General features: G+C 37.9%; 13 protein-coding genes. 3 read left to right on the top strand and 10 right to left on the bottom strand.

Translation table 11 applies throughout. The features are described from left to right. The first annotated feature begins 33 nt into the window (after nt 1-33). Complete coding sequence (locus tag EO112_RS00425; protein WP_126940306.1) at nt 34-1,065, top strand: aspartate-semialdehyde dehydrogenase; 1,032 nt, start codon at nt 34-36, stop codon at nt 1,063-1,065. 24 nt (nt 1,066-1,089) lie between these two features. Beyond that, nucleotides 1,090-1,974, top strand: coding sequence for a 4-hydroxy-tetrahydrodipicolinate synthase (dapA, locus tag EO112_RS00420; RefSeq protein WP_127162398.1), 885 nt, complete (start codon nt 1,090-1,092; stop codon nt 1,972-1,974). A 65-nt stretch (nt 1,975-2,039) separates the two neighbouring features. On the opposite strand, the gene lexA is transcribed toward dapA, so the two are convergent. After that, nucleotides 2,040-2,720 (bottom strand): transcriptional repressor LexA, encoded by a 681-nt coding sequence (lexA, locus tag EO112_RS00415; protein ID WP_062402761.1) that lies wholly within the window; start codon nt 2,718-2,720, stop codon nt 2,040-2,042. Between the two features lie 197 nt (nt 2,721-2,917). On the opposite strand from lexA, the gene EO112_RS00410 reads away from it, so the two are divergent. After that, nucleotides 2,918-3,235: a LysM peptidoglycan-binding domain-containing protein gene (locus EO112_RS00410; protein WP_127162396.1), complete on the top strand. Its 318-nt coding sequence runs from the start codon at nt 2,918-2,920 to the stop codon at nt 3,233-3,235. Between the two features lie 237 nt (nt 3,236-3,472). On the opposite strand, the gene EO112_RS00405 is transcribed toward EO112_RS00410, so the two are convergent. From EO112_RS00405 to grpE, 9 genes are all read right to left on the bottom strand, one after another. Then, on the bottom strand, nt 3,473-4,468 hold the full coding sequence (locus EO112_RS00405; RefSeq protein ID WP_127162394.1) for a site-specific integrase: 996 nt from the start codon (nt 4,466-4,468) through the stop codon (nt 3,473-3,475). 133 nt (nt 4,469-4,601) lie between these two features. Continuing rightward, a complete protein-coding gene (gene pepD / locus EO112_RS00400) occupies nt 4,602-6,113 on the bottom strand; it encodes a beta-Ala-His dipeptidase (protein WP_127162392.1) in 1,512 nt (503 codons plus the stop codon). 14 nt (nt 6,114-6,127) lie between these two features. Further along, nucleotides 6,128-6,478: a histidine triad nucleotide-binding protein gene (locus tag EO112_RS00395; protein WP_009352788.1), complete on the bottom strand. Its 351-nt coding sequence runs from the start codon at nt 6,476-6,478 to the stop codon at nt 6,128-6,130. Nucleotides 6,479-6,646: 168 nt separating this feature from the next. Further along, nucleotides 6,647-7,948 (bottom strand): tRNA (N(6)-L-threonylcarbamoyladenosine(37)-C(2))-methylthiotransferase MtaB, encoded by a 1,302-nt coding sequence (gene mtaB, locus EO112_RS00390; protein ID WP_127162390.1) that lies wholly within the window; start codon nt 7,946-7,948, stop codon nt 6,647-6,649. Nucleotides 7,949-7,955: 7 nt separating this feature from the next. Then, nucleotides 7,956-8,696, bottom strand: a complete 741-nt coding sequence (locus EO112_RS00385) for a 16S rRNA (uracil(1498)-N(3))-methyltransferase (RefSeq protein WP_127162388.1) — start codon at nt 8,694-8,696, stop codon at nt 7,956-7,958. 12 nt (nt 8,697-8,708) lie between these two features. Continuing rightward, entirely contained in the window at nt 8,709-9,590 is an 882-nt protein-coding gene (locus tag EO112_RS00380) for a 50S ribosomal protein L11 methyltransferase (RefSeq protein WP_127162386.1), read from the bottom strand. 24 nt (nt 9,591-9,614) lie between these two features. Next, nucleotides 9,615-10,802 carry a molecular chaperone DnaJ gene (dnaJ, locus tag EO112_RS00375; protein ID WP_127060833.1) on the bottom strand — a complete coding sequence of 396 codons (1,188 nt, stop codon included), beginning with the start codon at nt 10,800-10,802 and terminating at the stop codon, nt 9,615-9,617. Between the two features lie 18 nt (nt 10,803-10,820). Further along, nucleotides 10,821-12,647 (bottom strand): molecular chaperone DnaK, encoded by a 1,827-nt coding sequence (gene dnaK, locus EO112_RS00370; protein WP_127162384.1) that lies wholly within the window; start codon nt 12,645-12,647, stop codon nt 10,821-10,823. A gap of 50 nt (nt 12,648-12,697) precedes the next feature. Further along, nucleotides 12,698-13,201, bottom strand: coding sequence for a nucleotide exchange factor GrpE (gene grpE, locus EO112_RS00365; RefSeq protein ID WP_062402738.1), 504 nt, complete (start codon nt 13,199-13,201; stop codon nt 12,698-12,700). Between the last annotated feature and the right edge of the window lie 11 nt (nt 13,202-13,212).

Below are 13,212 nucleotides of genomic sequence, written 5' to 3'. Positions count from 1 at the left end.
TATACATTAAGTTATTAATATTAAGGAGTCACTATGAGAAAACCTCATTTAGCCATATTAGGTGCTACTGGTGCAGTAGGACAAGAGTTTATTACATTAATTGAAGAACGTAAATTTCCTTATGAAAGCATTAAGTTGTTAGCATCTGCTCGTTCTGCGGGTAAAGTATTGACAGTAGATGGAAAAGAGTATGTGGTGGAAGAGGCAAAACCAGAATCTTTTGAAGGTGTAGATATTGCTTTATTTGCAGGAGGTTCTATTTCTAAAACATTGGCTCCAGAAGCTGCTAAACGTGGTGCTATTGTTATCGATAACTCCAGCGCTTTCCGTATGGATCCAGACGTTCCATTAGTAGTACCTGAAGTAAACCCAGAGGATATTGATACACATAAAGGTATTATTGCTAATCCTAATTGTTCTACTATTATCATGGCTTTAGGATTAAAGCCATTGCATGACTTATCTCCTATTAAACGTGTTGTTGTCAGCACATACCAAGCTGTATCTGGCGCTGGCAAAGAGGGGATTGAAGAATTAGATTCCCAAGTAGCTCAACATGTTGCAGGGGAAGATATGGTAGCTAATTTATTACCTACAGGCTCTATGGACAAACATTATCCAATCGCTTTTAATTTAATTCCGCAAATTGATGTATTCATGGAAAATGGATACTCTAAAGAAGAAATGAAAATGGTATTGGAAACACAAAAGATTTTCCATGATGACACTATTGCTGTAGTACCGACTACAGTACGTGTACCAGTATATCGCTCTCATTCTGAATCTGTATTAGTAAAGACAGAGTCTCCAGTATCTGTAGAAGATTTCAAAGCTGCTTGTGAAAAATTCCCTGGTTTACGTGTGAACGATAATCCAGCAGCACAAGAATATCCAATGCCTTTATATACATCGAATCAAAATGATTGTGAAATCGGCCGCATTCGTAAAGATTTATTTAACGAGCATGCTATGAATTTTTGGATTGTAGGAGATCAAATTCGTAAGGGTGCTGCATTAAATGCATTACAAATTGCAGAATACTTGGTAGAACATCAATCTTTCTAATTATATATTTCAGGGGGTGCTAAGATGACAACATTTGGAAATATCTTAACAGCAATGATCACTCCTTTTACTGACGATGGTCATGTAAATTTTCAAGAAGCACTACGTCTAGCCGGATACTTGTTGGACAATGGTTCTGATGGCTTAATTGTATGTGGCACTACTGGTGAAGGCCCAAATATTGATGATCGTGATAAACTTGAGCTATTTACATTAATCGCTAAAGAGTATGGTCATCGTGCTACCATTATTGCGAATACAGGTAGTAATTCTACTAAAAAATCGATCGCTTTAACGAAGGCTGCTAGCCATACTGGTGTTCATGGCGTGATGGCTGTGGTACCATATTATAACAGACCCAATCAAGAAGGTTGTTATTTACATTTTAAAGCAGTTGCAGACAGTACTGATTTACCCGTTATGCTATATAATGTACCGGGTCGAACAGGTGGTCGCATAGAACCACAAACAGTAGCTAGATTAGCTAATGAATGCCCTAATATTACATCTATTAAAGAAGCTACAGGTGATATTAGTATTACTCAACAAATTCGTGCATTACTACCAAGTGATGATTTCATGATTTATTCTGGTGATGATGCATTAACATTAGATGTGATACAAAATGGAGGAGCCGGAGTTATTTCTGTGGCCGCACATATTGTAGGAAATGAAATGCAAGAGATGATAGGATTATTCAGACAAGGAAAGGTAAAAGAAGCAAGAGCTATTGAGCTATCCTTGGTACCTATCTTAAAAGCTATGTTTATTACCACAAATCCTATTCCTGTAAAATATGCGATGAAGCAATTAGGATTTACAACAGGGCCATTACTATTACCGTTATGTGATCCATCTGTAGAAGAAGCGCAGATCATCGATGCAGCTATAGAATCATATAAACAATAAAAATTTAAAAAGAAAAAGATAGTAGTCTTATTAAAGACTACTATCTTTTTTTTTAGTATATTAGATTAAATATGGTCACGAATGAGCCCAATCACTCGACCTTCAATCACACAATTACGTGTGATGATAGGCTGAAACTCTTCGTTTTCTGGCATTAAACGAATATGGTCAGACTCTTTATAAAAGCGTTTCACAGTGGCTTCATCATCAATTCGAGCAACTACGATATCCCCATTGTTGGCAGTGGATTGATTGCGAACGATAAGCAAATCACCTTCATACATACCGATATCTCGCATGGATTCGCCACGAACACGTAATAAGAAGCATTCAGAGCTACCTAATAGAGCAGTAGGTAATACGAACTCATCTTCACGGTTTTCAATAGCTGTTACAGGAAGACCTGCTTGTACAGTTCCAATCAAAGGGACACGACGAAGGCCAGCCTCTAAAAAATTAAATTCAGGGCTTGACGTAACTTCGTGAGTTTCTTCATCCATTTCTAAAGCAGGTACATCAGGCATATTTACAACGGTAATAGAGCGATTCTTATTCGCATCACGAGTAATATAGCCAAATTTTTCTAATGTATTTAAATGACTTTGAACAGTAGAAGTGGAGCTTAACCCCATATGATCGCCAATTTCACGAACACTTGGGCAGCGATAGCGCTGTTGTAAGCTTTCAATAATAAAATCTAATATTCTTTGTTGTTTGCTATTTATATCAGTGGCAGGACGTCTCAAGGGAATAACCTCTCATTCTACAGTATTATGGAACTTAATTCATATATACCTATTATAAATTTAATATCGAAAATTGTCAAATATGCGTTCTAAAAAATTATGCTTGACCGAACATTTGTATGTGTGTTAGAATATGAACATAAACAAACAGATGTACTATTTATTTTGTTCGATATTATTAGAGAGAGGTATATATTATGAATAAATTATTTTCTATTTTAGTAATGGTAGCTATGGTATTTGTAGTAAATGGTATGATGAATACTACAACATTAGAGATGGATACTCAAAATATTAAAGCTGTACAAGTAGATGCTGGGGACACCTTATGGAGTATCTCTCAAAAGGCATTGGCACAAACTGAAGATATTGATATTCGCGAGTATATCGTAGCGATCGAAGAAATTAATCATTTACAACATGGTAAGGCATTACGTGCTGGAGAAACTTTAATGATTCCTACACTGAAAGAAAAAACTATGTTCGGTTTTATTACAGCTTGGGCAAATAATTAAATTATAGCATGTGTATGTTCGGTAAAATATTAAAATATATATATTGAATGATAGAATAAAAAGACTGTATATCCTATGTATTATTCATAGGGGTATGCAGTCTTTTTTGTCTGTTCTTTCTCATGTTTTGGAGACAGAATTGTATCTGATTATTTTCTGTATTATATAGTCTATGTACGCCTATATAGAGATTCAATATACATCATCTAACTCAAGTAATATGTAGTTAATATGGTATTATTTAGGCTTGAATATAGAAGATACAGGATTATCTACAAATTTATTGGCTTCATTAATATATCGCCGTACCATATTGACACTATGGTGTCGAGTTTGTTTCATAATATTACGTTCTTCCACGCCATGATGAGCTGCGGTAGTAGCAAAGCCATGACGTAGACTGTGAGCTCCATATAAGGATGGATCTTCACCAATAGCTGCCATATAGTATTTTACAATATCAGCAATGCTTTTATCGCTGATAGCAGTTTTTCGTATCCCCATACTTTTCGTAAAACCTCTAAAAACTGGACCTGTAGTAATAGGAACATATCTTAGCCATGCTTTGACAGCCTTTACAGCGCATAATGAGTCATTTTCGATATATGGTATGGCTACGATAGCACCTTGCCCTTCTTGGTCGGCTTTTGAACTGGATACGAAGATTTCTAATCCTTGTGGCAAAAACTTTAAAGATTCTACGGTTAATGCCGATAATTCGCTACGTCGAAAGGCTCCCATAAAACCTAATAATAATATAGCTTTATCACGTAGTTTTTGTATAGGTGCTATATCGGCAGTTTCCATATAGTCTATTATATCCATAAGATCATCCAGTAGTACAGGCGTTTTACCTTGCTGGTAAGTGCCTAAAGACCGACGTATACCTCGCATCGCTTGTTTAACGATAGGAGCGCTACAAGGGTTACTTTCAATACCAGAAGCATTAAAGTTTTCCGATAAGGCGCTAATGCGACGTGATATAGTATTAGCTTTAGCATAATCAGCTAAATCATTGATATAATTGACGATGATTTCTGGTGAGCTTGGAAAAAAAGATTCTTGTTTATGTTGACACCAATCCACAAAATCCATCCAATCAGATTCGTAGGCATCTACAGTATTTTCTGCTTTAGATAATAGAATACTAGACTTAGCCTTATCGCTAAGCTTGGAGTTGTTCATAATCTCTTTATAATTGCGTAAATAGAAGTGTGTATTAGATTGACTCATAAGCACCTCAAATGTACTATATAGAGCTGTTGCTACCTATATAGCTATTTTAAACTAAAAAATTACTTCCGATAATATATCGTTATCGGAAGTAATTATATCATAAGCCAAAATAAATGGCAAATATGTTGTTTTATAAGCTTTTTAAGAACTCTTTCAATACATTCCAAGTAGTAACAAAACTTTCTAACTCCATACGTTCTGTAGGTGCATGTAAGTCATGAATGTTTGGCCCAATGTTAATAGCATCTACAGGGCCTTGTAAATTATCTAACATGTAGCCAACTTCAAGACCTGCATGGATCACATTGAACTGTAAGTCTTTAGCGCCTGTCACAGATTCATATGCCTTTTGATAGGCTTGTTGTAATGGACTATCAAATGTTGGTAGCCAGCCTGGATACGGGCTTTCAAGGGATGTCGTAGCACCATGAGTTTCTGCCAATTGCACTAAGCCTTTATAATGAGTCACTAGGTTCTTCGTATCTGTACTGCGTACTTGCATTTTAAGGTAAACAGCATCATCCGCCATACCCAAAACACCAATATTATTAGAGTACCATACTTCATCCGGATTGTCAGGAGCATGTTGTAATACGCCTTGTTCAATTCCTTGAATAAGAGTACATAGTTTTTGTACAGTGTCACCGCTGAAAGCTCGTTCCATGGTGATAGCATCTAAATCTAATTCCACTAAATCTTCACGATTTATTTTAGGGACAACAGATAAAGATATTGTCATACTTTCACCAGCCGATGCATAGTGAGCATTCCACTTATCTTGTTCTTCTTGTAAAAGAACTTGTACATACGGCACATCCTGTAAATGTAGATACACATCAGCATAAGCACGTAATGGAATTGCATTAGGCGCACTGCCACCGCTTACTTCAGTGATGCGAATGTTATGTTCCCCTGTGATACGTTCTAATACCTTAGATAGGATATAAATGGCATTACCTCGCCCTAAATGGATATCACAACCAGAGTGACCACCTTTCAAACCTTCAATGGTAATTCTGCGCTTTGTCATTTCATTATTCACAGATACTTGTGCAATAGGCAATGTTACGGTAGAACCATGGCCGCCAGCACTGCCGATGGTCACTTCATTCATACGTTCTCCATCCATATTGATGAGACGTTTGCCTTGTAAATGACTGTAATCTAATGTTTTTACACCTTTGAAAGTAGTTTCTTCTTCTACAGTGAATACTACCTCTAACGGAGGATGTGGAATCATTGTAGATGCTAAGATAGCCATGCCATAGACTACTGCAAAGCCATCATCTGCCCCTAACGTAGTTCCATTGGCATGTAAGATACTATCCTCTACATGCAAAGCGATAGGGCTGTTAATAAAGTCATGCTCCACAGACTCTAGTTTCGTGCAAACCATGTCCATATGACCTTGTAGAATCACTGGTTCATGTGATTCATATCCCTCTGTGCCGGCTTTTTTAATGACTAGATTGTACTGTTCATCCTGGAACACATCTAAGCCCAAGTTTAGAGCCCAGTCTTTAATATAATTGGAAATAGCTTGTTCATGCCCAGATTTTCTAGGAATATTAGCAATTTCTTGAAAGTAATGCAGAATGTTATCCACATTATATTGATTTATAATAGTTTGTTCTATTGACACTTGTTCCTCCTAGATTAGTCAATATTTGGCCAACCTAATTCTTTACCGCCCAACAAATGTGCATGTAAATGGAATACAGTTTGACCTGCTTTAGCGCCAGTATTTAATGTTAAACGGTATCCATCAGCGGCCAGACCTAATTCTTTTGCTACCAATTTAGCGAATGGCAAGATACCTTCCACATAGGCTTCATTATTTTCATTTAAATGAGCAATATTAGATACATGGTTCTTAGGAATGATCAACACATGCACAGGTGCTACTGGAGCAATATCATGGAATGCCAAGAACTTGTCATTTTCTAATACAACCTTAGCTGGAATTTCTTTATTAATAATTTTACAAAATAGGCAATCTTCTTTCATGGGAATCCCCTCTCTTATCTACTGTATGATACTTACATACTATGATATTAACTATATCAAAAATATTCTATATAGTCTATTATTTATTTCTTAAATACGATCAATTCATCATTAAATGTCTTCAAAAAATTCTTTCCATTAGATGATGAACCTCGTAACAAATTAGTTCTAAATCTCCATCAGCACCACATCGCTATGTACTTCTGTCACTTTACCATTTACAATATCCCCTACAATGAATTGGTGATCTTGTTTAGGTATTTTACTATGTACGTATTCATTGGTTAAGCCATAATAGTAAAAGTCATCGCATTGTTCGATGAGAACCTTCACAGGTTGGTTAAGGAAACGGTTAGCATAGGCTTTAAAGCCTTCCTTGCCAAGTTGATTTAATAAGGCTACTCGTGTCTTTTTTACGGCTTCTGGAACTTGGTCTTCCATCTTAGCAGCTGGCGTACCTTCTCGAATAGAATATGGGAAGGCATGGATATGCGTAAAACCAACTTCTTTGACAGTGCGCATGGTTTCCTCAAATAATTCGTCTGTTTCCCCTGGGAATCCGGCGATAATATCTGTTGTAATGGATAGATTCGGAATGCGGCTACGTAAATACTTCACTAAATCTTTGTATTGTTGCAAATTATAGTGACGGTTCATCGCTTTTAATACTGGATCAGATCCTGCTTGTAATGGCAAATGTAGGTTAGGGCATACACGAGGGTTCGTTGCCATTAACTCGATTAATTCTTCCGATACTTCTACAGATTCAATAGAACCAAAGCGAATGCGTTCTAAGCCATCAATGGTCAATAATTCACGCACAACACGGCCTAAGGTTGGTCGCTCAGGTAGTTCAATACCATAGTTACCGAGATGTATCCCTGTGAGTACTACTTCTTTATATCCATAGGCAACAAGACGTTTTGCTTCTTCCACAATGTCTTCAATTTTTCTAGACTTTAATTTTCCTCGTGTATAAGGAATGATACAGAAGGAGCAGAAATTATTACATCCTTCTTGTATCTTCATGAAAGCCCGACATTTTTCGATTTCATTGCCAAATAAAGGCATTTCTTCAAAGGTAGACTCTTCCATCACATTACGAACGATGGAAATCTGTTCTTCTGTAGATGGAATGTTTTCTACTAATTCTACAATTTTATTTCGATTCGCTGTACCGATGACAAGGTTAACCCCATCGATAGCAGAAATCACTTCTGGTGCCAATTGGGCATAACAGCCTGTGACTACAATAAAGGCTTCTGGATTACGGCGCTTTGCTTGTCGGATTAATTGGCGTGATTTTTTCTCTCCCATATTTGTTACAGAACAAGTATTAATCACGTAAATAGAGGCTTCTTCATCGAAACCAACAGGAGTATATCCTGCTTTTATAAATAAACCTTTCATGGCATCCGTATCATATTGATTGACACGACACCCTAAGGTAGTAAATGCAACTGTCTTCATGAGACTCCTAATCTAGTAATTCATATTGAATCATACTCACAGCACTTAATGCCGCTGTTTCAGCACGCAATATAGTGGCTCCTAGGCTAACCTTATGGCCTCCACAGGATTCCAATAGTTCTATTTCAGTAGGGCTATAACCACCTTCAGGACCAATGCAAATGGCTATGGTATGGTATGAATTAGTATGTAACTGTGTTTGTAAAATATCTTTGATCGTCTTGTCATCTTCTCGTTCATAGGCACCTAACAAGAGAACTCCCTCATCAGATTGTAAGGTTTGCAGTACCTCTGAAAGTGACTGTTCTACTGTTAATGTAGGTACATCAGGGCGACCACATTGTTGGCTTGCTTCTATGATAATTTTTTCCCATCTACTTTTCTTGGCGTTTAATTTTTTAGCATCATATTTAGCTACACAATGGACTGAAGATACACCGTAGATGTGATGAACATTTAATTCCGTAGCCTTTTGCAATAAAAACTCGAACTTATCGCCTTTCAAAAAGGATTGAATTAACACTACTTTCGTAGCTGATGTAGGCACGTCAATGGTACGTAATCGTTTCGCCATATATATATCTGATTCCTCAGATATTAGCATAAATTCACCTGTATGCCCTTCATGATTGCTCACAATAAACGGTTCCTCTTTAGAATGGCGCAATACATGAAAGAGATGATGTGCTGTATCTGCAGGTAACTGGATACTTTCATCTATAATGCCATCAATAAATATTTTTTTCATATACTTCCTATCTTATGCCAAGGCAAAGGTATGCCAAGGACCCTCTACCATTTCTTCGATAATAGTCCAGTGGTTAGTAATATACGGCATAATTTCATCATACCGATCGTCCACAATACCACTTATTATTAGTATACCATTATCGTGTAGTTTTTCCCTAATCATAGGCAATAAAATTTTTAGAGGATCTACTGTTAAATTCGCTAGTATAAGATGAGCTTTACCGTGAAAGTCATCGCTTAAATTGCCATGAATGATGGTTGCCTCAATACCATTATTTTCACAGTTTTCCTTGGCCTGTATAGCTGCCTCTTCTTCTAGGTCGATGCCCACTAGGTTAGGTATCCCTAAATGATGGGCTGCTAGTAATAAAATACCTGTACCAGTACCAATATCTAGGCAAACCTGTTGGCTCAAATCTGTGGGAATACGGTGTATATATTTGCCTAATAAAGTGGCACAGTTCCTAGTAGTCTCATGATCTCCCGTACCAAAGGATAGCTTTGTATCCATGGTCATTACCACATCTTGTTCTGTAGCGAGTGGATCTGTAGTGGCATCATAGCTTTGCCAAGAGGGACAGATCACCAAGTCTGGTAACAATCTCGTAGGCATAATATATTGTTGCCAACTATGATACCATTGCTCATCGTCTACAGTTTTACATTCCATATCTTCAAAGGAAATATTAGCATCTTGTAATGCTGTTTCTATGAGCTGTTTCCATTGCTTCTCATCTTTGTCTATGCTTAAATAGATGGTCACACGGCTTAAGTTGGGGTTATTTTCTATTGTTTCTTCTATGTATCCATTACTCTCTATATCATTAAAAATGGCAGCCATTTCATCAATGACTGCCACTTCTACAGTAATGGATATTTCTATCCATTTCATAGATGACTCCTTACTTACCAAGGTTTAATCTTGGCAAAATAACTGTTTCACCTTATCACTTAAATTTTCTAATATGCTTTTATTCACTTTCAAAGTATTTACATCTTCTTTGTTTTCTGCAGCAAACTCAACTAATAATTGACGTTGTTTATCTGTCAATTTTTTAGGTGTTTCCACAGTGACAACTACGTGTTGATCACCACGTTGGCTTGGTTGACGTAAATACGGAACACCTTGTCCTTTAATTCTGAAAGCAGTACCAGTTTGTGTACCTTCAGGGATTTTTAATTCTACTTTACCTTCTAAAGTAGGAACTTGTATAGTAGCACCTAGTGCAGCTTGTGAGAAAGAGATAGTTTGACGTAACACAACATCATTGCCACTGCGTTCAAACTCTTTGTCACGAGCTACAGAGATATACACATATAAATCACCCTTAGGACCACCTAATGTACCAGGTTCCCCTTCTCCGGATACACGAAGGCGTGCACCATCGTCGACACCAGCTGGTATTTTGATTTCTATATCACGACGTTTGATAGCTTGTCCTTGTCCACGACATACTTTACAAGGTTTTTCAATAATTTTACCTTGTCCTCCACAACGTGAACATGTGCGAACCGTTTGCATACGTCCAAATGGGGTATTTTGAATGACAGCTTCTTGACCGGAACCATGACAGTTTGGACATGTTTCTACTTTAGAACCAGGCTCACCACCTGTACCATGACAATGATCACACTCTTCATGGCGCTGTACATTGACTTTCATCGTTGTTCCAAATACAGCATCACGGAAAGAAATGCGTACATCTTGGCGTAAATCGGCACCACGCTCTGGACCACGTTGACCACGGCCACCACCGCCGCCGAACATGTCAAAGATATTACCAAAAATATCTTCAAATCCGCTGCCACCGCCGAAACCGCCAAATCCGCCGCCACCAAAACCACCGCCAAAACCGCCAGCGGAGTTACCTCCGCCAGCAGTAAAGGCATCATGACCGTATTGGTCATATTGTGCTTTTTTAGTGTCATCAGATAATACTTCGTAGGCTTCATTCACTTCTTTAAAGTTCTTTTCTGCCTCTTCAGGATTATCACGGTTTACGTCTGGATGGTATTGACGTGCTTTCTTACGAAATGCTTTCTTAATTTCATCTTGGGATGCATTTTTGTTGACGCCAAGGACGTCATAATAATCACGAGCCATTATCTATGTCCCTTCTTATTATTTTTTGTCTTCGTCAACTACTGTGTAGTCAGCGTCTACTACATTATCATCTTGTTTAGGAGCTTCTTGTCCACCTTGTTCGCCTTGAGCTTGCGCTTGTTCGTACATTTTAGAGGACAATTCGTATAAAGGAGCTGTCAATGCTTCGCTATCAGCTTTAATTTTTTCAATATCGCCAGACTCAATAGATGCTTTTAACGTTTCTGTCGCTTTTTTAACAGCTTCTAATTGTGCTGCATCAGCTTTACCTTCAAAGTCTTTCACTGCTTTTTCAGCTTGGTATACCAAGTTATCAGCATTGTTTTTCACTTCTACTTCTTCTTTTTTAGCTTTATCTTCAGCTGCATGTGTTTCAGCTTCTTTTACCATGCGGTCGATTTCTTCATCGCTTAAACCGGAAGACGATGTAATTGTGATTGCTTGCTCTTTACCAGTACCAAGATCTTTTGCTTTTACATTAACGATACCGTTAGCATCGATGTTGAATGTAACTTCGATTTTAGGTACTCCACGAGGAGCTGCTGGGATACCGGACAATTCGAAACGGCCCAATGTTTTGTTAGCTGCTGCCATGTCGCGTTCCCCTTGTAATACATGGATATCAACGGAAGGTTGGTTATCTGCTGCTGTGGAGAATACTTGAGATTTAGATGTAGGGATTGTTGTATTGCGGTCGATAATACGAGTGAAAATACCACCCATAGTTTCGATACCTAAAGACAATGGAGTTACGTCAAGTAACAATACGTCTTTTACTTCACCTACTAATACACCACCTTGAATCGCAGCACCGATAGCTACACATTCGTCAGGGTTGATGTTTTTAGTTGGTTCTTTACCTAATTCTCGTTTAATAGCTTCTTGTACTGCTGGAATACGAGTGGAACCACCAACTAATAATACTTTATCGATGTCGGATGCAGACAAACCAGCATCTTTCATAGCTTTACGAGTAGGTTCGATAGTTGCTTCTACAAGGTCACGAGTCAATTCATCGAATTTAGCACGAGTCAATGTTACGTCTAAATGTTTAGGACCTGTTGCATCCGCTGTGATGAATGGCAAGTTGATTTGTGTGCTAGCTACGCCAGACAACTCAATTTTAGCTTTTTCAGCAGCTTCTTTTAAGCGTTGGTCAGCTAATTTGTCATTGGATAAATCGATACCAGTCTCTTTTTTGAATTCGCTGATTAAATAATCCATAATGCGTTGGTCAAAGTCGTCACCACCTAAATGGTTGTTACCAGATGTTGCCAATACTTCGAACACGCCTTCACCCAATTCAAGAATAGATACGTCGAATGTACCACCACCAAGGTCGAATACAAGGATTTTACCGTCTTCACCTTTATCTACACCGTATGCCAAAGCAGCTGCTGTAGGTTCGTTGATGATACGTAATACTTCTAAGCCTGCTACTGTACCAGCGTCTTTTGTAGCTTGACGTTGAGAGTCAGTGAAGTATGCAGGAACAGTGATAACTGCTTGTTTTACAGGTTCCCCTAAATGAGCTTCTGCATCAGCTTTAATTTTTTGTAAAATCATAGCAGAGATTTCTTGTGGTGTATAGGATTTACCTTCTACATTCACTTTGTAATCTGTACCCATATGACGTTTAATAGAAATGATTGTGTTTTCAGGGTTAGAAACTGCTTGACGTTTAGCCAATTGACCTACTAAACGTTCGCCATTTTTTGCAAAACCTACTACGGAAGGAGTCGTTCTAGCTCCCTCTTGGTTTGTAATAACAGTTGGTTCGCCGCCTTCCATTACTGCGAAACAAGAATTTGTTGTACCTAAGTCAATACCAATTACTTTTGCCATTTAACATGACCTCCTAATACTTCTTCTAATATGTTAATTATAATAATTAATTATCCGTTATGGACTACTTTCACCATGGCTGGACGTACCACACGGCCTTCTACAGTATAGCCTGTTTGTAATACTTCACACACAGTGTCATCTTCCATATCTTCAGCTGGAACACGCATGATAGCTTGATGGAAATTTGGATCAAATGGTTGTCCCACAGCTTCAATGACTGCTAAACCTTGTTTTGATAGGCTTGCCATCAAGCTTTGTTGAATCATTACAAATCCTTCCATGAAAGCCTTCGTTTCTGGCGTTTCAGGTGCTGAAAGTGCTCTTTCAAAATTATCTAATACTGGGAGTAAATCTTCAATAACATGAGATTTAACAAATACCCCTAATTGTTCTTTTTCTTGGTTCGTACGACGTCTGAAGTTTTCAAAATCTGCTTGCAAACGCATGTATCGTTGCTCCCATTCTTTCGTAGGGTCTACTGCTTCAGGAGCTTCTTCTTCCAAAACTTCCACTTCAGGAGTGACTGTTTCTTCTTGTTTATTTTCTTCCATGCTTCACCTCT

Origin of the sequence: Veillonella sp. VA141, assembly GCF_003992175.1 — a bacterium.
Taxonomy (GTDB): Bacteria; Bacillota; Negativicutes; order Veillonellales; family Veillonellaceae; genus F0422.
The sequence above is the reverse complement of the archived record's forward strand: the minus strand, read 5'-3'. Positions and strand labels throughout refer to the sequence as shown.